The organism is Kitasatospora sp. NPDC002543, from assembly GCF_053594915.1.
Window position 1 is genome coordinate 1 of the sequence record NZ_JBSFWR010000023.1, and the last position, 23,502, is coordinate 23,502.

9 protein-coding genes are annotated in these 23,502 nt (G+C 75.6%); 8 read left to right on the forward strand and 1 reads right to left on the reverse strand.

Translation table 11 applies throughout. The features are described 5' to 3' along the window. On the reverse strand, positions 1–4,068 hold a 4,068-nt coding region (locus ACWD4P_RS13105; protein WP_449779640.1), incomplete at its 3' end, for a polymorphic toxin-type HINT domain-containing protein. A 508-nt stretch (positions 4,069–4,576) separates the two neighbouring features. Here ACWD4P_RS13105 and ACWD4P_RS13110 point away from each other — a divergent pair. The 8 genes from ACWD4P_RS13110 (at position 4,577) to ACWD4P_RS13145 (ending at position 23,448) form a co-directional block, all read left to right on the forward strand. Next, the gene (locus tag ACWD4P_RS13110) at positions 4,577–6,646 is read left to right on the forward strand and encodes a trypsin-like serine protease (protein WP_449779641.1); all 2,070 of its coding nucleotides are present in this window, start codon (positions 4,577–4,579) and stop codon (positions 6,644–6,646) included. A 410-nt stretch (positions 6,647–7,056) separates the two neighbouring features. Continuing rightward, positions 7,057–8,133 (forward strand): helix-turn-helix domain-containing protein, encoded by a 1,077-nt coding sequence (locus ACWD4P_RS13115; RefSeq protein ID WP_449779642.1) that lies wholly within the window; start codon positions 7,057–7,059, stop codon positions 8,131–8,133. 366 nt (positions 8,134–8,499) lie between these two features. Further along, entirely contained in the window at positions 8,500–15,432 is a 6,933-nt protein-coding gene (locus tag ACWD4P_RS13120) for an SDR family NAD(P)-dependent oxidoreductase (RefSeq protein ID WP_449779643.1), read from the forward strand. 8 nt (positions 15,433–15,440) lie between these two features. Then, positions 15,441–20,012 carry a beta-ketoacyl synthase N-terminal-like domain-containing protein gene (locus tag ACWD4P_RS13125; RefSeq protein WP_449779690.1) on the forward strand — a complete coding sequence of 1,524 codons (4,572 nt, stop codon included), beginning with the start codon at positions 15,441–15,443 and terminating at the stop codon, positions 20,010–20,012. A 68-nt stretch (positions 20,013–20,080) separates the two neighbouring features. Further along, on the forward strand, positions 20,081–20,335 hold the full coding sequence (locus ACWD4P_RS13130; RefSeq protein WP_359828204.1) for a phosphopantetheine-binding protein: 255 nt from the start codon (positions 20,081–20,083) through the stop codon (positions 20,333–20,335). 1 nt (position 20,336) lies between these two features. Continuing rightward, positions 20,337–21,173 carry an alpha/beta fold hydrolase gene (locus tag ACWD4P_RS13135; RefSeq protein WP_449779644.1) on the forward strand — a complete coding sequence of 279 codons (837 nt, stop codon included), beginning with the start codon at positions 20,337–20,339 and terminating at the stop codon, positions 21,171–21,173. After that, positions 21,170–22,354, forward strand: a complete 1,185-nt coding sequence (locus tag ACWD4P_RS13140; protein WP_449779645.1) for a glycosyltransferase — start codon at positions 21,170–21,172, stop codon at positions 22,352–22,354. Before ACWD4P_RS13135 ends, ACWD4P_RS13140 begins: the two co-directional genes overlap by 4 nt. Then, on the forward strand, positions 22,351–23,448 hold the full coding sequence (locus tag ACWD4P_RS13145; protein ID WP_449779646.1) for a class I SAM-dependent methyltransferase: 1,098 nt from the start codon (positions 22,351–22,353) through the stop codon (positions 23,446–23,448). The genes ACWD4P_RS13140 and ACWD4P_RS13145 overlap by 4 nt, the downstream gene beginning before the upstream one ends. The last annotated feature ends 54 nt before the right edge of the window (positions 23,449–23,502 follow it).

Below are 23,502 nucleotides of genomic sequence, written 5' to 3' on the forward strand. Positions count from 1 at the left end.
CGAGGAAGCCACCTCGGGCTCGGTCATCGCGAAGGCGGAGCGGATCTCGCCGTCCAGCAGCGGCCGCAGCCAGCGCTCACGCTGCTCGGCGCTGCACGGCCCCTGGGGGTCGTTGATGACGACCTCTCCGAGTGACATCCGGTACTTGGCCATCCGCCAGGCCAGCTTCGTCTCGACGAGCCCGTTGGCAGGGCCGGAGGAGTGCAGGAAGGCGGCGATCTCCTGGGCGTCGACGCCCTCCCCGCTGGGGAGCGCGCCGCTGAGCGGGTAGGAGTCCCCCTGCCAGCCCTGGACGATGACGGTTCCCCAGGTGGGGCCGCCCTTCTGCCATCCGGGAAGCCTGCCGAGGAGCTGCCCGGCGAAGGTCTCCCGCCCGTCGTTGTGGACGAGGACGGGGGTGTCGCCCGCGAGCACGAAGTACGTGTGGAGCTCGTCGACGGTGAGGTTGTAGGCGGGAGCGGGAGCGCTCCGGTGCTGTACGGAGACGACCTCGACGGCCGCACCGGTGTCGGTGCGCAGGGTGTCGCCGGGCCGGAGGCCGGCCGCGTCGGTCCACCGGCCGGTGTTCTGCGCCCAGAAGGGGTGGCTGTCGGTGGCGGTGAGGACGGACTCCGCGCCGTCCGGGCCGGCGACGGTGAGTTCGGTGAACTCGGTGTCGTTCGGGCTGGAGATGGTCGCCCGGACGGTCCGCGGACCGGACACGCCGGTCTGCGGGTCGGCGGCCGCGACGGCGTCGCCCACGCGGACCTGCTCGATCGGGCGGGTCGTTCCGTCGGCCATCATGACGAGGGTGCCGGCGGGGAAGCTGTTGAAGCCGGGAATGCGGTCGAGGAACTTCCGGACGAGTGGTGCCGCCTTCCTGGCCTGGTTGGCGGTCCACTTGGCGACCGCGCCGCCGACGTCCGCGAGCTTCGGGCCCCACTTGAGGGCCTCCTTGGCGATGTCCTTGACGCTCTTGAGGCCGACCAGCGCGCCGGCGCAGCCGCTCACGACGTCGGAGGTGTCGGCGTAGTCGGCGAAGCCCTCGCCGACGTACCAGACGCAGTTGACGACTCCGGCGGCCGGGCCGACCTCCGGGACGTAACTGGCGAGGTGGAGAACGGTGTGACCCGTGCTGGAGAACCAGTCGTACCAGGTCCGGAAGAACTCGGACGGAGCGTTGTAGTCGCGCAGCACCGACAGCGCCGCCTGCTCCGCCATCCGCCGGATCGTGTCCTCCCGCTGCGCCTGCCGGACGGCGTCCAACTGGGCGTTCTCCGCGATGGCGCGGGCCTCGTCGCGGCTCTTCCCGGCGTTCTCGGCGGACTGCCGGGCGGAGGCGACGGCGGCGTACGCGACGTCCGCGGAGCCGCGCGCGGCTGCCGCGCTGGCCGCCGCGTAGGTGGCCGAGTTCTGCGCGGACTCGGACGCCCGGGTGGCCGTGGCCTGGGCGGCGCGGGCGGCGGCGGCGTAGCCGGCGGCCTTGGCCGCGGACGCGTCGGCGTTGTCGGCGGAGGTCTTGGCCTGCTGTGCGAAACCGGCCGCCGCCGTGGCCGCGTCCTTCGCCTGGGCGGCCGCGGCGTTGGCGGCGTCGGAGGCCCCGGCGGCGACGGCCGCGTACTGGGCGGCCTGGGCGGCGTTCTGCCGGGCGAGGGCCACGACCTGTGCAGCGCCGTTGATGGCGTTGTCGATCGTGGCGACGTGCGTCGCCGTCAGGTTGTCCTGCTGCTGGGCCTGGTACTGGCCGGTCTCCAGGAAGTCGGCGAGGACCGCGTAGGGGCCGTCCATGGCGATGCGGGCAGCGGACTTGACCTCCGCGCCGCCGGTCTCGATCAACCGGGAGGCCGTGAGGCGGTCGTCGACCGCCTTGGCGTCGTACTGGCCGCGGGCGAGGAAGGTGACGAGGGAGTCGGGGGTGTTGGTCTCCAACGCGGCCTTGGCGGCCTGCTGGAGGTGGGTCCCGCCGGTCTCGGCGAGCTGGGAGACCTTGACCCGGTACTGGCTGAGCGCCGCGGTGTGCCGGCCGGTCCGGAGGAAGTCGTGGACGACGGCGCCGTCGCCGGTCAGCGCGGTCCGGGCCGCGGCGCGGACGGTGTCGTACTCGCTGTTGTCGGCGAGGTATCGGGTCTCGGTGCGCTCGTCTTGTTCGGACGAGGTCCGCCAGGCGGTGCGGACGTAGTCGACCACGGCCTCGTCGCTGCCGGCGAGGGCGTACTCGGCGGCGGACTTGGCCCACGGGCCGCGGACCTTGAGGGCGGCGAGTGCCATCCTGCGGCCGTCGGCGACCACGGTGGCCGGGTCGGTGCCGGGCTGGGAGGCCCGGGCGGCGAGCTGTACCGCCTCCTGGTCCAGACGTTGGGCTGTGGCCTTGGCGTCGTCGGTCGCCTGCAGGCCGGCGTCGTAGTCGGCCTTCAGGTCCTGGGCCTGGACGATGCCGTCGGCCGTGCGGGAGTTCTGCTCCTCGGTCTCGGCGGCCAGCGCCTGGGCGTGGACCAGTCGGGCCTTGGCGAGGGCGGCGTCGGCGTCGGCGGCGGCCTGCCGGGAGCTCTCGGCGTGGGCGGCGGACTGCTGGGCCGCTGTGGTGGCGTTGCCGGCGTTGGCGGCGGCGTTGCGCGCGGACTCGGCGGCCCTGGTGGCGCGGTCGGCGGCCGAGTTGGCGGCGTCGCGGGCCTCGGCGGCGGCCTGGCCGGCGTCCTTGGCGAACTTGGCGGCGGCGTTGGCGGAGCGGGTCGCCTCGGCGGCGTTGCGGCGGGCCGTGGCCGCGGCCCGCCTGGCCTCGGCGGACGAGGCCCCGGCCTGGTCGGCGTAGCCGACCGCCTGGTCGGCCGCGTCGGCGGCGGCGTTCACGTTGGCGACGGCGGACGCCGCCTTCTCCGCCGCGTACTGGGCCTCGACCGCGGCCTTGGAAGCGTTGTCGGCGGCGGCGCCGGCGGCGCGCGCCTGGGCGGCGGCTTGGGTGGCGGCGGCGGCCGCGCCCTCGTCGACCTTGCCCTCGGCGGCGGAGGCGAGGGCGCGGGTCGTGGCCTGGGCGGCCCCGGCGGCGGCGGCCGCGGCACGGCCGGCGGCCGCGGAGGCGACGTTGGCGGCCTGGACGGCGGCCCGGGCCGCGGCGATCGAGGCCCGGGCCGCGTCGGCGGCGCGCTGGGTGGCCTCGGCGGCGCGCCTGGCGGCGGCCGCCGCCCGCTGGGCGTCGTTCTGGGCGGCACGGGTCTCGGCGAGGGCCTCGTCGGTGGCCTTCTTGGCGAGGGCGGCGGCCTCGACGGCGCGGTCGGAGGCCTCCTTGGCGGCGTCCTTCTTGCGTGACGCCTCCGCACCGGCCTGCTGCGCCTGTTGGACCAGCTGGTCGATGGTCGCGTGCTCCTGGTCCCGGGCGGCGGCGATGTGCTGGCCGGTCTCCAGGAAGGTGCGGATCTCCTCCGGGCCGCCGTCGAGGGCGATCTGGGCTGCCTGCTGGGTGGCGGGGCCGCCGGTCTCGAGGAGCTGCGAGACCCGGACCCGGTCGTCGGTCTCCTGGAGCGAGAACCGGCCCTGCTCCAGGAAGGCCTGGACATCGGCGACCGGCTTGTCCAGCACCGCGAGGGCAGCGGCCTTGGTCCGGGGGCCGGCAGCCTCGGCGATCTGGGAGACCAGGACCCGCTGGTCCTGCTCCAGCGGGTTCTTCCAACCGTCCTTGGTGAAGGCGGCGACGTCCTGGTCGGTGCCGGCGAGCGCCGCCTCGGCGGCCGCGCGCAGCCGGGGGCCGCTGACGGTGACCATCTGCAGGACGGCCGCCCGGCCGTCCTTCGCCTCGGCCTTGGCCAGCTCGCCGTCCTGCGGGCTCTGCGGCGTGCCGAGGAACAGCCGGACCTGGTCCGCGGTCCCGGTGAGGGCGATCTCGGCGGCCGCCCGGACGCTCGGGCCACCGTCCTTCCAGGCCCTCAGCACCCGCGCACGGTCCGTCAGCGGCGGGGCGGGCGTCGTCCCGTCCGCCATCGCGGGGGCGACGGACAGCGTGGACGCGAGCAGTGCGACCGGCAGCACCGTGCGGCACAGCAGCCTCAGCCCAGCCCTCCTTCCCCGGTGTTCCAGGCCATTCGAAACTGAACTCATGAATTCCTCGCAAAAAGTCGACGGGGTGATTCCGGGCAGCGCGGGGTGCGGCCTCGGGAATCCCTCCGATTTCTGGCCGTGCGCATCGGTTCACCGCAATGGGTGGTGCTCCATCAGAGTCGGCTCCGGCGATCGAATCAAGTGCCGGCAAAGCGGCGGCACATGTCTGTTTCAGCCGTCTTGTCAGGGATGCGTGTCCTCCCTTGTCGACCGGGCAAGGCGCTGTGAGGGAAGGGCGTGCGTGCTCGGGGCACCGTGGGGCTGCGGTGACCGCCGGCCGCCCTCACGGGTCGACGGGGCGCACAGGACTGCCGACGCGATGCGAAGTCCTGTCGACGCAGTGCAAAAAAGTCCGGGCCGCGCCCCTGTCAGAATCCTCCAGCAGCCACTCGCGCAGAATTACGTCTCAATTCGGCCGCACACCCGCCATCGGGCGTGATGCCGATTCCTTGGGTTCTCGTCCCGGAGAACCGTTATTCCTGGTGTTGTCCCGAATCGATGAGGAGTTATGAAGAACATTTCAGGCAAGCGCGGTATGACGGCCGTGGCGACCGCTCTCGTTCTGTCCACGGTGGCGGGCTGGGGCACCGCTTCGGCGGCGCCCGCCGGTGCCGCGCCGACCGCGGGGGCGGATGCGCCACCCACCGCGGTGGAGACCTTCGCCTACCCCGGTTCGGCGCAGATCCTGGCAGCGCGGGGGATCACCCTGACGCGTGGCGACGGGGGCGTCACGCTGGCCGACTGCGGAAAGGCCGGGAGCTTCCAGATCAAGGTGCGGGCGATCACCACGCCGCCGAACCCTAACGACGAGATCTGCTTCGCCGCACCGGGGGCCTCCGGGTACCTGGCGCTGTCGATCCCGAACGCGTACCGGGTCAGCACGTACGGCCGCTCGGTGAGGGCGAGCCTGTCGACGGACCAGAAGCCCACCGAGACGGTTGACATCGCCGCGGGCGGGACGAAGGGCATCGGGGAGACGCTGGACCCGAACAGCCGGGCGGTCCTCCTCGAACTGCGCGTCACCGGATCCACCGCCACCTCGCCCGCCCCCCAGCCCACCGACCCGGCACTCGCCTTCACCGCCAAGATCGACGTCGGTGACGGCAAGCGCTCCTGCACCGGCACGCTGGTGGACCGGTACTGGCTGATGACGGCGGCGTCCTGCTTCACCGACACCCCGAACGACCTGTCCACCGTCACCGCCGGCGCGCCGAAGGACAGGACCACCGTCACCGTCGGCCGCACCGATCTCACCAACACCGGCACCGGCGCGGTCGTCGACGTGGCCGAGCTGTTGCCGCGCACCGACCGCGACCTGGTGATGGCCCGCCTGGCCACGCCCGTCGACGGCATCGCGCCGGCCACGATCGCCGGCACCGCGCCCACGGCCGGGGACAACCTGCGCATCCCGGGCTACGGCCGCACCGCCACCGACTGGGTGCCCACGAAGCTGCACACCACCACCCACGCGGTCTCCGCGGTCACGGCGACCGGTGTCGACACCGCGCCGGCCGCGGGCCAGGCCGCGCTCTGCCAGGGTGACGCCGGCGCCCCCACCCTGCGTGACACGAACGGCGCCACGGAACTGGCGGCCATCGCCACCCGCTCCTGGCAGGGCGGCTGCCTGGACACTCCGTCGACCGAGACCCGCACCGGCGCCAGCGCCACCCGCGTGGACGACCTGGGTCCCTGGGTCAAGGTGCTGAGCTACCGCACGGCGGAGGTCAAGGCAGGCCTGCACGTCCAGATCGTCGGCGGCAACGACGCGCTGTGGGACACCGCCGTCGACCGCAGGACGAACAGCTGGCTCGGCAAGTGGTCGCTGATCGACAGCAGTTCGCTGACCGCGGTGGACAGCGTCACGATCGGCGACACCGTGCACGTCTTCGTGGTCGGAGCAGGCCGGGTCTACACGAAGGACGGCACGGTCGGCGGCGCATGGACCCCGTGGCGTGAGGTGCCCGGCGGCGCCGTCGGTGTCCGGGGCATCACCGCGACCGCTCGCGGCAATACCGTCAGCCTGCAGATCCTCGGCTCGGACAAGACGGTGTGGGACGCCACCATCGACTACGGCACCGGCAGCTGGAACGGCTGGGTGAAGCTCGGCGACAACACCGCCGACCACCTCAGCAGCGCCACCACCTCCGACAACGTGGTCCACCTGTACTCCGTCGGCACCACCGGCAGGGTCTACACCCGCGACAAGCTGACCAACGGCAGCTGGACCCCGTGGGGCGAGATCCCCGGCGGCGCCGTCGGTGTCCGGGGCATCACCGCCGCCGCCCGCGGCTACACCGTCGACCTGCAGATCATCGGCGGCATCGGCGACCTGTTCACCACCTACGGCCACTACGACCTCGGCAGCTGGGACCAGCAGTGGCAGAAGGTCAGCGACAACCACTTGAAGGCGATCAGCAGCAGCGCCGAGGGCAACGTCGTCCATGTCGTCGCCGTCAACGAGGACAACATGGTCTACAGTCGCGACGCCGACTACAACACCGACCAGTGGACGCCGTGGAGCGAGATCCCCGGTGGCGCCACCGGCGTGAAGGCCATCACGGCCACCACCACCGGCTGACCGTCCCGATCGGGTGGGCGGCCGGGGGGATCCCGGGCGCCCGGCAGGCCCCGCAGTCACTCGCCACCGGGCTCGGACCGAGCCCGGTGGCGGTGTTCGCACGCCGAGACCTGTGGGCGGCCCTGAAGGCCCCGGCCGACCTCGGCGGCCCCGACGATGCCCGTCCGGGCGCTCCGGCAACGATTCGCCCACCTCCCGCCCACCCGCCCCGACCAGCTCCCGGAGTGAGGAAGCGGCCCCTTCCGCCAGGACCGCCCGGAAGCGCCCCGACCGGACTCGCTCGTTGTCTCTGTGCCCCACGGGAGGCGATGATGTCGAGGGGGACTCGGCTGGTCCGGGTTGGGTTCGGGAGAGGGGAATCGTCGGTGGGGGCGTCGGTGGGGTCTCAGGCGGAAGCGTGGGACAAGGGCTTGTCTGCGAAGGACCGGTTCGAGCGCTGGCGGGACGTGCTGGGGAAGGCGCGGGAGTGCGAGACGACCAGCGCGCACGCCGACAGCTTCGAGGCGGACTTGCGGCGGACGGAGCTGGGTCCGGTCGCGCTGATGGCGTCGTCGTTCCCGTCGGCGCGGTTCCGGCGTACGGAGCGCATGATCCGGCGCTCGGACCAGGAGTTGTACTACCTGACGCTGCTGACCTCCGGAGTGCACGGACTCAGGCGCGGCCGGGACCAGGCGGAGACGTTCGCTGCCGGGGACCTCGCCCTCATCGACACCTCCACCCCGCACGACGTGCGGATGGTCGGGGAACGGCACCCCGAGGAGGACGGTCCGCGAGTCACCGCTCTGGGCGTCAACCTGCCCCAGTCGTTGCTGCCGGTGCCCCGGCCCCTGGTGCGCGGCCTGCTGGGGCGGAGGCTTTCCGCGCGCGCGGGTTCGGGGGCGCTGCTCGGGCAGTTCCTGATCGGGCTGGACCGTCAGGGAGCCGCGCTGCGGCCGACGGAGGCGGCCCGGCTGGGGACGGTGGTGGCCGACCTGACGGCGGCCTGGATCGCGGGGGAGCTCGAAGCCGAGCACACGCTGTCCGAGGAGTCCCGGCAGCGGGCCATGATGGAGAGCATCCGGGCGTTCGTCCGGCGCAATCTCCACGACCCCGGACTGACCCCACCGGCGATCGCGGCCGCGCACCACATCTCCGTCAGCCATCTGCACCGCCTGTTCACCCGGCATTCCGGTGGCGAGACCATCGCCGCCTCCATTCGTCGTCAGCGACTGGCCAGGGCCCATCGGGACCTGGCCGACCCGGCACTGCGGGGTACCCCGGTCCATGTCGTCGCGGCGGCCTGCGGCCTCCCGCGCGCGGCCGAGTTCAGCCGCGCGTTCAAAGCCCAGTACGGGATCTCACCCCGGGAGTGCCGCCGCCAGGCGCTGCTCGCGGGGGCGGCAGGCGGTGGCGGCGGCACCGGTGACAGGGCGGCCCCGGAAGCCGCTCAGGGAGCCGCCGCGCAGACGGACGGGAACGGCGCCGGCGTCGGGACCGTCCGCGTGTGAGAACTCCCGGGTGGCGTTCCCCCGTGGGACAGGCAGTGTGACGTCCCGTCACCTGACCGCGGGCAGCGTCGATCACCGGACCGGCCCGCAGGGCGGACGCCGTCGTCAACTTCCCTCCGTGGTCGTGCTTTTGGCTCGATCTCCGACTCATTCGGGGGTGACGCCAGGGACTGTCGATTGTCTTGACATGCACGCGCAACGTGCGTTTAACCTGTCGGGCACTACCCGCTAGTAGTGTCAACCTACAAGCGGGCGGCGAATCGCGCGAGAGTGCCTCCGGCAATGCCGCGGGGGCGCTTCGTGATGCGCTGCACCGAGAGTCGCTCGTGCCCCCGCTGCGCCGTCAGACTCACACCGGGAGAGCCCATGAGGTCCGCCGCACAGTCGACCACCGCACCGACCGCCCTGCTGACCGACCTCGTCATCGGCCTCACGCCGTTCCAGCAGCCGGATGCGGGGCTCGTCGAGGCCGTGTCCCGCGCGGGCGCGCTGGGTGTGCTGGACCTCGGGGCGGGGGACCGCCGCGCCCGCGAGGAACTCGCCACCCTCCGCGGGCGGTTCACCGGCCGGTTCGGCGTCAGGGTCGGCCCCGGCTGCGGGTTCGACCTCGCCGAGCTGCGCTCGCGCGGCGGTGCGGGACCGGACACCGTGGTACTGGCCGAGGGCGCCCCCCGCCGGAACGCGGCCGAACTGGCCGGTGCGTACCGCCTGTTGGTCGAGGTCACCGATCTCGCGCAGGCACTCGCGGCGGTCCGCGCCGGCGCGCACGGGCTGATCGCGCGCGGCAGCGAGAGCGGCGGCCCGGTCGGTGAGTTGAGCACCTTCGTGCTGCTCCAGCAACTGCTGGCAGCGCCCGGGATCGGGGTGCCGGTCTGGGCCGGCGGTGGCATCGGCCTGCGCACCGCGGCGGCGGCGGTGGCCGGCGGGGCGGCCGGAGTGGTGCTGGACAGCCAGCTCGCGCTGCTCGCCGAGTCGGCGGTTCCGCAGGAGATCGCGGCGGCCGTGCGCCGCATGGACGGGTCCGAGACGGCGGTGGTCGACGGGTGCCGGGTGCTGCAGAGGGCCTCCTCCGGCGAATCGCCGGGAGCTCGGCTGATGGTCGGTCAGGACGGTTTCCTGGCAGGCAGATTCGCCGATCGATGGAGAACGGCCGGGGCGGCGGTCCGCGCGGTCCGGGACGCCGTGCTGGACGCACTGCGGGCCGCGGCCGCGCCCGGTGCGGCGTCGGCGCTGCTCGGGCCCGGTACGCCGATGAGCCGGGCGCTGGGGACCGGACTGCCCGTGGTGCAGGGCCCGATGACCAGGGTCAGCGACCAGCCGGGGTTCGCGGCCGCGGTGGCCGAGGCGGGTGGCCTGCCGGTGGTGGCCCTCGCCCTGGCCGGCCCGGAGCAGACCCGTGACCTGCTGGCGGAGACCGCCGCCGCCCTCGACGGACAACCCTGGGGCGTAGGGGTGTTGGGCTTCGCGCCGGAGGAGGTGCGGAGCGCCCAGCTCGCCGAGGTGCTGGCGGCGCGGCCCACCCACGCGGTGATCGCGGGCGGGCGCCCGTCGCAAGCCCGGGTGCTGGAGGAGGCGGGTGTCCGGACCTTCCTGCACGTGCCCTCCCCGGGGCTGCTGAAGCAGTTCCTGGAGGACGGGGCCCGCCGGTTCGTCCTGGAGGGCTCGGAGTGCGGCGGACACGTCGGGCCCCGGCACAGCTTCCCGCTGTGGGAGGCGCAGTCGGCGGTGGTGGAGGACTTCCTGGCCGCCGCGCGGGACAGCCCTCAGGTGGAGCTGCTGTTCGCGGGCGGCGTGCACGACGAGCGCTCGGCGGCCATGGTCGCGGCGCTGGCCGCACCGCTGGCCGGCCGGGGTGTGGCGGTGGGACTCCTGATGGGGACGGCGTACCTGTTCACCGAGGAGGCGGTGGCCCACGGCGCCGTCCAGCCGCAGTTCCAGCGGCAGGTGCTGGCGGCGCGCGGGACGGAGCTGCTGCAGACGGCTCCCGGGCACGCCACCCGCTGTGTCGCGAGCCCGTTCACGGCCGAGTTCGAGCGGACCCGGGAGCGGCTGCGGGCCGAGGGCGTGCCCGAGCGCGAGGTCTGGGAGCGGCTGGAACGGCTGAACGTCGGCCGGCTGCGGATCGCCAGCAAGGGCCTCGACCGGGTGGCCGGGGAACTCGTCGGGGTGGACGAGCAGGAGCAGCTGGCCCGGGGCATGTTCATGGCCGGGCAGGTCGCCGTCCTGCGCTCGGCCACCACGACGGTGGCCGAGCTGCACGCCGCGGTCGGCACCGGCGCGGCCGGATTCCTGTCCGCGCGGGCCACCGACCTGGTGGAGCGGCTGGGCCTGGTACCGGAGGCCGCGGCGGAGCCCGAGCCGGCTCCGCTCGACATCGCCGTGATCGGCATGGCCGGCATGTTCCCCGGCGCCCCCGACCTGCCGGCCTTCTGGGCGAACGTGGTCGGCGGGGTGGACGCGGTGACGGAGGTGCCGGCCGAGCGCTGGGATCCGGCGCTCTACCACTCGGCCGACGGCGGCCCCGGCAGCACGCCCTCCAAGTGGGGCGGCTTCCTGCCGCGGATCCCGTTCGACCCGCTGGCCTACGGGATCCCGCCGGCCGCGCTCGGCAGCATCGAGCCGGTGCAACTGCTCGCACTGGAGGCGGCGCGGCGGGCGCTGCTGGACGCCGGGTACGACGGCGGGGGAGCGGAGGGCGGCCGGGACTTCGACCGGTCCCGCACCAGCGTGGTGTTCGGCGCGGAGGCGGGCAGTGACCTGTCGAACGCGGGCGTGCTGGGCGCGGTGCTCCCGGCCTACCTGGGCAAGGTGCCGGAGGCGATCGCCGAGCAGTTGCCGACGCTCACCGAGGACTCCTTCCCGGGCATGCTCTCCAACGTCATCTCCGGCCGGATCGCCAACCGCCTGGACCTGGGCGGCGCCAACTTCACGGTGGACGCGGCCTGCGCCTCCTCGCTGGCGGCGCTGGACGTGGCCTGCAAGGAACTGGCCTCCGGGGCGAGCGACCTGGCCCTGTGCGGCGGCGCCGACCTGCACAACGGGATCAACGACTTCCTGCTCTTCGCCTCGGTGCACGCGCTCTCGCCCACCGGCCGCTCCCGCCCGTTCGACGCGTCGGCGGACGGCATCGCGCTGGGCGAAGGCGTCGGCTGCCTGGTGCTGAAGCGGCTGGCGGACGCGGAGCGGGACGGCGACCGGGTGTACGCGGTGGTCCAGGGGATCGGCAGCGCGAGCGACGGCCGGTCGCTCGGCCTGACGGCGCCCCGCCCCGAAGGGCAGCGGCTGGCGCTGGAGCGCGCGTACCGCGGCGCCGGTACCGGCCCGGCCCGGGTCGGGCTGGTCGAGGCGCACGGCACCGGCACGGTGGTCGGCGACCGTACCGAACTCGCCGTACTGAGCGAGGTGTTCGCCGAGGACGGCGCCGCACCCGGGAGTTGCGCGCTGGGGTCGGTCAAGTCGCAGATCGGGCACACCAAGTGCGCGGCCGGACTGGCCGGTCTGATCAAGGTCTCGCTGGCACTGCACACCGGGATCAAGCCCCCCACCCTGCACGTGGAGCGGCCGAACGCGGCCTGGGAGGCCGACGGCAGCCCGTTCGTCTTCCACGCCGAGGCCCGTCCGTGGGCCGCCGCACCGGCCGAACGGGTGGCCGGCGTCAGCGCGTTCGGCTTCGGCGGTACCAACTTCCATGCGGTGCTGCGCGGTTACGACGGGCCGACGCCGGTGCACGGGCTCCATGAGTGGCCGGCCGAACTGTTCACCTTCCGGGGCACCGACCGGGAGCGGGCGCTGCGCGGAGTCGCGGAGCTCCTGCGGTCGGTGTCGGACGGCGCGCCCTGGCGGCTGCGCGACCTCGCGCTGGCAGCCTCCCGGCGGGCGGAGTCCGGGCGCGGCCCGGTCCAGGTCGCCGTGGTGGCCTCGGACGTCGCCGAACTGGTCCGGCTGCTGCGGGCCGCCGAGGCCGGAGCGCCCGCCGACGGACTGTACCTCGCGGAGGCGGCGGGCGAGCAGCCGGGCGAGGTGGCCTTCCTCTTCCCCGGGCAGGGCAGCCAGCGCCCGGGGATGTTCGCCGAGCTGTTCGCGGCCTTCCCCGGGGTACAGCGCCACCTGCGGCTCGGCGCGGGCTACGCGGACGCGTTGTACCCGCCGCTGGCCTTCACCCCCGAGGCGAGGGAGGCGCAGCGCACCGCCGTGACGGACACCAGGGTGGCCCAGCCCGTGCTGGGCATGGCGGGCCTGGCGGCGTTCGAGCTGCTGGCCCTGGCCGGGGTGAGCCCGCAGCTCGCGGGCGGCCACAGCTACGGCGAGCTGGTCGCGCTCTGCGCGGCGGGCGCGCTGGCCGCCGAGGAGCTGCCCTCGCTCGGCGCCGAGCGGGCGCGGGCCATCCTCGGCGCGGTCGGCGCGGGCGGCGACCCGGGCTCGATGGTCGCGGTGGCGGCCGGGGCCGAGCAGGTCGAGCGGGTGCTGGCGGCCGGCGGCCTCGCGGGCCGGGTGGTGGTGGCCAACCACAACGCGCCCCGGCAGACGGTGGTGTCCGGTACGACGGCGGAGCTGGCCACCGCGATCGGGCTGCTGCGCGAAGCCGGGTACGGCGTGAAGCGGCTGTCGGTCGCCTGCGCCTTTCACAGCCCGCTGGTGGCGGGCGCGGGTGAGCGCTTCGCCGAGACGCTGGCGGCCCGGACGGTACGGGCGCCGGAGTTCCCGGTCTTCGCGAACCGGACGGCGGCCGCCTACCCGGCCGATCCGGCCGGGGTGCGGGCCGAGCTGGCGGCGCAGATCGGCGCACCGGTGCGCTTCGTGGCGCAGGTCGAGGCGATGTACGAGGCGGGCGCCCGGGTGTTCGTCGAGGCCGGCCCGGGGTCGGTGCTGACCCGGCTGGTGTCGGCGGTGCTCGGCGACCGGCCGCACCGGGCGGTGCCGCTCGAAGGCCGCCGACGGGGTCTGCCCGGCTTCCTCGACGCGCTCGCCGCGCTCGCCGTCGCGGGCGTTCCGGTGCGGACCGACCGGCTGTTCCGCGGCCGGGACGCGGTGGACGCCGGCCGGGCGCGCACGCCGCGCCGGCCCGGCTGGACGGTGGACGGGCAGCTGGTGCGCACCGCTGCCGGAGAACTGCTGCCCGGTGCGCTCGCGCCGGCCCGACCTGTACCGGAGGCGCTGATGACAGCCCAGGCACCGAACCCGAACGGCGACGCACTGGTCTCGGAGTTCCTGCGCAGCAGCCGAGAGCTGATCGCGGCCCAGCGCGACGTGCTGATGACCTACCTCGGTGGCACCGGTCAGGCGCCCGCCCCGCTGTCCCCGCCCGCCGCGCAGCTGCCGGTGCCGACGGCGGTACCGCTGCCCGAGCTGTCCGCCGCCGCCCGACCGGAGCCGGTGGCCGTGGCGCCGGTGGCGCCGGTGGCGGCTGAGGCGACTGAGGCGGCCGTGGCCGCGCCGGTCGGCGAGGAGGACGTGCTGCGCGTGGTGGTCGAGGTGATCAGCGAACGCACCGGCTACCCGGCCGACATGATCGAGCCCGACCTGGACCTCGAAGCCGACCTCAGCATCGACTCCATCAAGCGCACCGAGATCATCGGCCGACTCGCCGGCCGACTAGCCGGCCGCTTCGGCGACGCGCAGGGGACCGGCGCGCTCGGCGCCCTCGCCGACGAGCAGGTGGAGGAACTCTCCCGCGCCCGCACCGCCGCCGACATCACCGCCTGGCTCACCACCCGGCTCGGCGCGCCCGCCGCCGGGCCGGTCACCGCACCGGACGGTGCCGCCGCCGAGGCCGTCACCCCTGAGGCCCGCGCCGCCGACGCCCACACCCCCGGGGCCGAGCCGCCCGTCACGGGCCACGAGCCGGTCCGGCTGGCCTTCGAAGCCGTACCGCTCGCCGGACCGGCCCGCACCCCGGAGGCCCTGGCGGGCAAGCGGTTCGCCCTCCTGGGGGAGGACGGCCACGGCGTCGGCCCGGCCCTCGTCGCCCGGCTGACCGCCGCCGGCGCGCACCCGCAGGCCGTCCCCGCCGGAAGCGAACTCCCGGCGGCGGACGGCCCGTTCGACGCGATCCTGCTGCTGGACCCGCTCGCGGAGAACGGAGCACCGGTACTGCCCGGAGGTGTGCCCGCCCTGCAGGCCGCGCTGGCCCTCGCCCCCGGACGGCTGATCGCCGTCCGGCCGGCCACGCGGCCGGGCCCCGGCCGGACGGACGGGCTGCGCGGACTGTTCCGCACCCTGGCCCGGGAGTACCCGGAGAGCTCGGTGCGGCTGGTCGAACTGGATCCGGCGGACCCGGCACGGGCCGCCGACCTGCTGCTCGTCGACCTGCTCGCCGACGATCGCGAGCCGGTGGTGCTGCACGGCCCGGCCGGACGCCAGGGCCTCGCGCTGGTGGAGCGCGGCCTCGGGCTGCTCGGCAGCACGGGGGCCGGGCCCGCCGGCGACGGCGTGGCGGAGGCCGCCGCGCTGGGACTGGACCAGGAGGCCGTGGTGCTGCTGGTCGGCGGGGCGCGCGGGATCACCGCGCGGTTCGCGGCCGCGCTCGCCTCGGCGAGCCGCTGCCGGCTGGAGCTGCTGGGCCGCACCGCGCCGCCCGAGGGCCCGGAGGATCCGGCGACGGCCGCCGCCCGCGACCGGTCCGCGCTGCGGGCCGCGCTCGCTCGCCGGGGCGTACCGCTGCCCGAGGTCGACGCCGCCGCCTCCCGGCTGCTGGCCGGGCGCGAAGTCGCGGCGACCCTCGACGAACTGTCGGCGCTCGGCTCGCGGGCCCGCTACCGCGCGGTGGACGCGGCCGACCCGGCGGCCCTGCGCCAGGCGGTCAAGGAGGTGTACGCCGAGTACGGCCGGCTGGACGGCGTGGTCTACGCGGCGGGCGTGATCGAGGACAGGCTTCTCGCCGAGAAGGATCCGGAGTCCTTCCGGCGGGTGTTCGCCACCAAGGCGGACGGCGCCCGGGCGCTGCTGGAAGCGCTCGCCGAACTGCCCGGCGGGCCGGGGTTCACGGTGCTCTTCGGCAGCATCGCGGCCGCGCTGGGCAACCGGGGCCAGGCCGACTACGCGGCGGCCAACGACGCCCTGGAGGAGCTGGGTGCCCGCTGGTCGGACCGCACCGGGCGCCGGGCGCTGACGGTGCACTGGGGCCCCTGGGCGCCGGCCGGCGCACACGGCGGCATGGTGTCCGAGGAGCTGGCCCGGGACTACGTCCGGCGCGGTGTCAGGCTGATCGACCCGGACGCCGGCACGCTGGCGCTGCTGCGCGAACTCGCCTGGGGCGAGCGGTCGGAGCGGGCCGTGGTCTACACCGCCTCGGGCTGGTGAGCGTCCCGATGCGGCGGGCAGCCACCCCGGTGGCCGTGGTGGGCATGGCGGTGCTGCTGCCGGGAGCCCCCGACCTGGCGGCCTACTGGCGGAACCTGGTCGACGGGGTCGACGCGGTCACCGACGTCCCGGCCGGGCGCTGGGACGCGGACTACTACGACCCGGGCGGCGCCACCGGGCCGGCCGTGCCGGACCGGCTCTACTGCCGGCGCGGCGGCTTCGTGGACGGGCTGGCCGAGGTGCAGCCGACCCGGTTCGGCCTGATGCCGAGCTCGGTCGCGGCCACCGAGCCCGACCAGTTGATCGCGCTCCAGGTGGCCGCCGCCGCCATCGCCGACGCGGGCGGCCCGGAGCGGCTGCCGGACCGCGACCGGATCGGGGTGGTGCTCGGCCGGGGCGGGTACCTGACACCTGGCCTGGTCCGGCTCGACCAGCGGGTGCGCAGCGCGCGCCAGGTGGTCCGCACACTCGCCGAGCTGCTGCCGGACCTGACGGAGGGGCAACTGGAGAAGGTCCGGTCCGCGTTCACCGACCGGCTCGGCCCGGATCAGCCCGAGTCGGCGATCGGCCTGGTGCCCAACCTGGCCGCCTCCCGGCTGGCCAACCGGCTCGACCTGCGCGGCCCCGCCTACACCGTGGACGCCGCCTGCGCGTCCTCGCTGGTCGCCGTCGACCAGGCGGTCGGCGAACTGGCCACCGGGCGCTGTGACCTGGTGCTGGCGGGCGGGGTGCACCACTGCCACGACGTCACGCTGTGGAGCGTGTTCGCGCAGCTGCGGGCGCTCTCGCCGAGCCAGCGGATCCGCCCGTTCCACCGGGGCGCCGACGGCCTGCTGGTCGGTGAGGGCACCGGCGTGGTGGCGCTCAAGCGGCTCGCCGACGCCGAGCGGGACGGTGACCGGGTGTACGCGGTGATCCGGGGCACCGGAGTGGCGAGCGACGGCCGGACGGCGGGCCTGGCCAGCCCCGACCCGGGGGGCCAGGCCCGCGCCGTCCGGGCGGCCTGGCGGGCGGCCGGGCTCGACCCGGCGGCGCCCGGCGCGCTCGGCCTGCTGGAGGCCCACGGCACCGCAACCCCGGCCGGTGACGCCGCCGAACTCGCCACCCTGGCCGAGGTGTTCGGGCCTCCGGGCGGAGCGGAGCGGGCCGTGCTCGGCTCGGTGAAGTCCATGATCGGCCACACCATGCCGGCCGCCGGCGTGGCCGGCCTGGTCAAGGCGGTGCTGGCCGTGCACCACGGCGTGCTGCTGCCCACCCTGCACTGCGAGGACCCGCACCCGGCGCTGGCCGGCACCCGGTTCCGCACCATCGCCGCCGCGCAGCCCTGGGAGACCGGCCCCGCCGGGCCGCCCCGCCGGGCCGGGGTGAACGCCTTCGGCTTCGGCGGCATCAACGCCCACGTGGTGCTGGAGCAGGCCCCGGTCCCCACCCGGGCCGTCCGCGGCGCCGCCCTGTCCGTCGCCGAACCCGAGCGCGTGCTGCGACTGGCCGCCGACGGGCCCGAACAGCTCTCCGGCCGGTTGGCGGCCGACGACTCGGCGCTGCTGGCCGCCGCGGCGGAGGAGCCGGGGGCCGGCGCGCCGGGCTGCCGGCTGGCGATCGCCGACCCGACGCCGAAGCGGCTGGCGCTGGCCCGTCGGGCGGTGGCCCGGGGGCGGGCCTGGCGCGGGCGCGGCGACGTGTGGTTCACGCCGGAGCCGCTGCTGGCGTCCGGTGGCCGGATCGCCTTCCTCTTCCCCGGCCTGGAGGGGGAGTTCACCCCTCGGGTGGACGATGTCGCCGACCACTTCGGCCTGCCCCGCCCGGCGGACGTCGCCCCGGTCGGCGACGTGGCGCGGCACGGCGTCGGCGTGGTCGCCGTCGGGCGGCTGCTCGACACCGCGCTGCGCCGGATCGGCGTCCGGCCGGACGCCGTGGCCGGGCACAGCGTCGGCGAGTGGACCGCCATGATCGCGGGCGGCCTGTACTCCGGAGCCTCGGTGGACGCCTTCCTGACGGCCTTCGACCCGGATTCGCTGCGCGTCCCCGGGCTGGCCTTCGCCGCGCTCGGTGCCCCCGCCGACCGGGTGCTCGACGTGCTGGCGACGGTCGACGGCATGTCCGAGGTGGTCCTCTCGCACGACAACGCGCCGCAGCAGTCGATCGTCTGCGGTCCCGAGCAGCCGGTGGCCGAGCTGGTGCACTGGTTCCGCGCACGCGGCGTCCTCGGCCAGGTGCTGCCGTTCCGGTCCGGCTTCCACACCCCGATGCTGGCCCCCTACCTCGACCCGATCCGGCGGTCCGCCGACCTGTTCGAGCTGCACCGGCCCACCGTGCCGGTCTGGTCCGGGACGACCGCCTCGCCCTTCCCGCCGACCGAGGCGGCCGTCCGCGCGCTGTTCCTGCGCCACCTGCTGGAGCCGGTGCGGTTCCGGCCGCTGGTCGAGGCGATGTACGCGGCCGGGTTCCGGGTGTTCGTCCAGGCGGGGACCGGGCAGCTCGCCTCGCTGGTGGGGGACACCCTCGGCGCACGGGCGCACCTGGCGGTCGCGGCCAACTCCCCGCTGCGCGACGGGCTGGCGCAGCTGCGCCGGGTGGCGGCCGCGCTCTGGGTGGACGGCGCCGAACCGGACGCGGCCGCCCTGCGGCCCGCCGCCGTCCGAGCCGCCGCGCCGCAACGGCCGCACCCGGCGGTACCGTTGGACCTCGGCGGCGCGCTCGTCTCGCTGGACCCGGTCGTACTCGGTGCGCTCCGCGCCGACCTGGCGTCCGCCCGTCGGACCGGGCCCGACCTCGCCTCGCTCGCCGACCGCTCGCCGGTCGCCGCCGAACTGGACGCACTGCTGCGCGAGACCGGACGGGCAGCAGCCGAACTGATCGGCGCGGGGCGGCAGCCGGTCGCATCCGCCGCACCGGCCGCACCGGCCGGGCCCATCGTGCCGGCCGTACCGGCCGTACCTGCCGCGCCCGCCGTACCTGCCGCGCCGCGTCAGGAACTCGTCAGCAGACTCCGCGTCTCGCTCGAGACCATGCCCTACCTGCTCGACCACTGCTTCTTCCGCCAGCGCCCCGGCTGGCCCGACCCGCTGGACCGCTGGCCCGTCGTACCGGCCACCACCATCGTGCAGCACCTGGCGGACGCCGCCGAGCGGGCGGTCCCCGGCCGACTGGCCACCGGGGTGCGCGAGTTGCGCTTCGGGCAGTGGGTGCCGGCCGCGACCCCGCTGGACGTCGACATCACCCTGGAGCACGCCGGCCCCGGCCTGCTCGCCGCAGATTTCGGCGGATTCGCCCGGGGGGTGGTCGAACTGACGGAGCATCACGCTCCGCCGCCGGCCCCGTGGCCGGTCGACCCCTCGACCGAGCGGGCGCCGGAGCTGACCGCCGCCGGGCTGTACGACCAGCGGTGGATGTTCCACGGCCCCGCGTTCCAGGGACTCACCGAGCTGACCGCCCTCGGACGGTCGCACGTACGCGGCGTGATCACCGCACCGGCCGCGCCCGGCGCGCTGCTGGACAACGTCGGCCAGCTGCTGGGCTACTGGATCATGGCGACCCGCGCCGAGCGGACGGTGGTCTTCCCGGTCGGCATCGGGCAGTTGCGCTTCTACGGACCGCCGCCGCGACCGGGCACCGAGCTGCGGTGCCACATCCGGATCACCGGCCTCACCGACACCGTCCTGGAGGCCGACGCGCAGCTGCTGTCCGGCGGCGCCGTCTGGGCGGAGGCACGCGGCTGGCAGGACCGCCGCTTCGACAGCCACCCCGAGACCAGGCCCGTCGACCGGTTCGTCGAGCGCAACACCCTCTCCACCCCGCAGCCCGGCGGTTGGGTGCTGCTGCACGAGCGCTGGCCCGACCTCGCCTCCCGCGACCTGATCATGCGCAACCACCTCGGCACCGCCGAGCGGGCCCGGTACGAGCGGCAGCCGCCGCGCGGCCGCCGGGCCTGGCTGCTCGGCCGGATCGCGGCCAAGGACGCGGTGCGGCGCCTGCTCTGGCAGCAGGGCGAGACCGCGGTCTTCCCGGCGGAGATCGAGGTGCTCAACGAGGACTCCGGCCGCCCCCGGGTGGCCGGAGTGCACGGCCGGACGCTACCGGAGCTGGAGGTTTCGCTCGCCCACCGGGCCGAGGCGGCCGTCGCACTGGTCCGGCCGCACCGCCCCGGCGGTGGGCCGGGGGCGGGCATCGACCTGGAGGAGGTCGTGGAGCGCCCGGCGGAGACCCTGCGGGTCGCCCTGGGCCCGGCGGAGCTGGCACTCCTGGCGGAGTGCCGACAGGTCCACGGCGGCTCCGAGGCGCTCTGGTTCAGCCGGTTCTGGGCGGCCAAGGAGGCGGCGGCCAAGAGCGAGGGCACCGGTCTGCGGGGCAGGCCGCGCGACTTCGCCGTGGTCGCGGCCGAACCGTCCGCGTTGACGGTCGTGGCCGCCGGGCCGGCCGGACCGCGCACCCACCGGCTGCGCTGCGCCGGCGTCGACAGCCCGCCCGGCCTGCCGGAGCGCAGCTACGTCGTCGCCTGGACCCGAGCCGACGACGGCCCCGACAGCGACCGCATCGAGAGCGACCACATCGAGAGCGACGAGAGGACGAAAGTCAAGTGACCGCCAGCGAGCAGACCGTGGACCTGCGACCGCCCACCGAGCAGGAGGTCCTCACCGAGATCACCGCCATGCTGGCCGCCGTGCTGGAGGAGTACGGCCTCGACGACGCCGAGGTCACCATGGAGTCCCGGTTCACCGAGGACCTGGAACTGGAGAGCATCGACCTGGTCACGCTGGCCGGGCAGCTCCAGGAGCGCTGGGGCGACCGGATCAACTTCGCCGAGTTCCTCGCGGGCATGGAACTCGACGAGATCATCGGCCTGACGGTCGGCCGACTGGTCCGCCACGTGGTGGAGCGCCTGCGGACCGCCGGGCGGAGCTGAGATGGTCTTCCTGGACCTCGGCGGGCTCCGCTGCCACGTGCAGCGGCTCGGCCCGCAGGACGGCCGCCCGCCCGCCGCGACCGTCGTCCTGCTGCACGGGCTGCTCACCGACAGCCTCGCCAGCTACTACTTCACCCTCGCCCCCGCGCTGGCCGCCGCCGGGCTGGACGTGCTGATGTACGACCACCGCGGCCACGGCCGCACCGCCCGGCCGCCGACCGGCTACCGCCTGGAGCACTTCGTCGACGACCTGGAGGCGCTGCTGGACCGGCTGGACGTGATCGGCCCGGTCCACCTGGTCGGCAACTCCTTCGGCGGCACAGTGGCGTTCGGCCTCGCCACCCGGCGCCCGGCGCAGGTCGCGGGCATCCTGGCGATCGAGTCCGAACCGGCCTCACGCGCCTGGTCGGTGAAGCTGGACGGCATCCTGCGGCAGGCCGAACGCCATCTGGTGGAGGAGGAGACGCTGGCCTGGGTCGCCCGGCAGCGGGGCTCGCACACGGCCAGGCTGGCCCGCTCGGCCGGCGCCCTGCTGGCCGACACCTCGCTGGCCCGGGACATCCCCGCCAGCCTGCTGCCCACCGAGGCCGAGCTTCGCGCGATCCGCTGCCCGGTGCTGGCCGTCTACGGGACGGAGTCCGACCTGGCACCCCAGGCCGCCTGGCTGGACGGGCTGCTGGCGGACTGCCGGAGCACCTTCGTCCCCGGCCAGGACCACTCCGTCCTGGTCGAGGCCCCCGGGGCCACTCGCGAGCTCACGCTGTCCTGGCTGCGCGAGCACGGCGCCCGGCTGCGCGAGGGCGTGCCTCGGCGCGAGGCCGAGTGGAGCGTCCGGTGACCGGGTACCTGTTCGTCGTCCCGCCCCTGGTCGGCCACATCAACCCGGCCGCGGGCGTCGCCGCCGAACTGGCCGCGCGCGGACACCCGACCGCCTGGGCCGGTCTGCCCGGGCTGCTCGGCCCGCTCGTGGGGCCCGAGGCGCTGGTCTTCCCCTGCGGCGTACCCGAGTTCGGCCCCGGCGGCACGGCGCAGCGGCCGCCGGAGCTGCGCGGCCCGGCGGCCCTGAAGTTCCTCTGGGAGGACTTCCTGGTTCCGCTCGCCGAGGCGATGGCCCCCGGCGTGGCGGCGGCGGTGCGGAAGTTCCGGCCGGACGTGCTGGTGGTGGACCAGCAGGCGGTGGCCGGTGCGCTGGTGGCCGAGCGGCTCGGCCTGCCGTGGGCCACCAGCGCGACCACTTCGGCGGAGTTCACCGGAGCGCTGGACGCCATGCCGCTGGTGGAGGGCTGGATCTCCGGCCTGCTGGCCGGCCTGCGGGGGCGGATCGGCGACCCGGAACGCACCGGCGACCCCCGCTTCTCCCCGTACCTGACCCTCGCCTTCACCACCCCCGAGCTGGCCGGGCCGGCCGCCCCCGCGGCCGGACCGATCCGCTGCGTCGGCCCGGCCATGGCGGCCCGCCGCACGGGGCCGGGCTTCCCGTGGCAGTGGCTGGACCCGGACCGCGAAACGGTGCTGGTCACCCTCGGCACCGCCAACACCGACACCGGAACGGCCTTCCTGGCGGCCTGCCAGGAGGCACTGCGCGCCCGCGCCGGGCGGCTGCAGGCCGTGATCGTCGACCCCGGTGCGGTCCTGGGCGCCCCGGCGCAGGACCCGGACGTCCTGGTCCTGCCCTCGGTACCGCAGCTGGAGCTGCTGGAGCGCGCCGCCGCCGTGGTCTGCCATGCCGGGCACAACACGGTCTGTGAGGCCCTCTGGCACGGCGTCCCGCTGGTGGTCGCCCCGATCCGCGACGACCAGCCGGTGGTGGCCGGGCAGGTGGTGGCGGCCGGCGCGGGCGTCCGGGTGCGGTTCGGCCGCACCGGCGCGGCCCGGCTCGGCCAGGCCGTGGACGCCGTCCTCGACGACCCGGCCCATCGGGCCGCCGCCCGCCGGGTCGGCGCCTCCTTCCGCGCGGCCGGCGGCGCCGCCCGGGCCGCCGACCACCTCGAAGCCCTGTCCGTCAGGAGGGTCCCGTGACCACCACCGAACCAGCCCCGGCCACGGCCGGCAAGGCGGCGCTCCGCGCCCGCCGGGTCGCCGCCCGCCGACCCGCCTACCGGGCCGAACTGGCCGGCGGCACCGAGCGGTTCTTCGAACCGCGGCGTGCCGACTGCCCCTGGTGCGGCTCCGGCCGGCTGCGGGTCCGGCTGCGCACCACCGACCTGTTGCAGCACAAGCCGGGCCGGTTCGTCCTGGACGAGTGCCAGGACTGCGCGCACGTCTTCCAGAACCCCCGACTGACCGGCGAGGGACTGGAGTTCTACTACCGCGACTTCTACGACGGCCTGGGCGAGCAGCGGCTCGGCGGGGTCTTCGGCACCCGCACCGCGGCCTACCGCGACCGCGCCCGCTCGGTGGCCCCCTTCGCCGCCGCGCCCGGCAGCTGGCTTGACGTCGGCACCGGGCACGGCCACTTCTGCGAGACCGCCCGCGAGGTCTTCCCCGACACCGCCTTCGACGGCCTGGACCTCAGCGAGGGCGCCGAACTCGCGCAGCGGAACGGCCGGTTGGCGCACGGCTTCCGGGGGTCCCTGCCCGATCTCGCACCCGGGCTGGCCGACCGGTACGAGGTGGTGAGCATGTTCCACTACCTGGAGCACAGCACCGACCCGGTCCGCGAGCTGGCCGCCGCCCGCCAGGTGCTGCGCCCCGGCGGGCTGCTGCTGATCGAGGTCCCGGACCCGCAGAGCCGCTACGCCCGGCTGCTGGGCCGCTGGTGGCTGCCCTGGCTCCAGCCGCAGCACCTGCACCTGATGCCGGCCGCCAACCTGCGCCGCAGGCTCGGCGAACTCGGCTTCACCGTCGTGCTGGAGCAGCACGGCGAACCGCACGACCCGGTGGACCTGTTGGCCGCCGGCTGGCTGCTGCTGGACGCGGGCGCGCCGCGCGAGGACGCGCCCTGGCTGCCGGGCGACCCGCCGGGACGGCTGCGGCGGGCGCTGCGCGGCGCGGTGTTCCTGGCCGGTGCGCCCGTCCTGCTGCTCGCGGCGCTGCTCGACCGGCTGGCCGCCCGGTCCGCCGGCCGCACCGGCCTGTCGAACGCCTACCGGCTGCTGGCCCGCCGGGAGTGATCCGGGGCCCTCCGCCGGGCGCCCGGAGCCCCGGCCGCCGCCCCGCCGGGGGAG

Excerpts from the sequence above, each read along its gene's own strand:
- ACWD4P_RS13110 (WP_449779641.1), top strand. The coding sequence starts at position 4,577 with ATGAAGAACATTTCAGGCAAGCGCGGTATGACGGCCGTGGCGACCGCT.
- ACWD4P_RS13120 (WP_449779643.1), top strand. The coding sequence starts at position 8,500 with ATGAGGTCCGCCGCACAGTCGACCACCGCACCGACCGCCCTGCTGACC.
- ACWD4P_RS13125 (WP_449779690.1), top strand. The coding sequence starts at position 15,441 with ATGCGGCGGGCAGCCACCCCGGTGGCCGTGGTGGGCATGGCGGTGCTG.
- ACWD4P_RS13130 (WP_359828204.1), top strand. The coding sequence starts at position 20,081 with ATGCTGGCCGCCGTGCTGGAGGAGTACGGCCTCGACGACGCCGAGGTC.
- ACWD4P_RS13135 (WP_449779644.1), top strand. The coding sequence starts at position 20,337 with ATGGTCTTCCTGGACCTCGGCGGGCTCCGCTGCCACGTGCAGCGGCTC.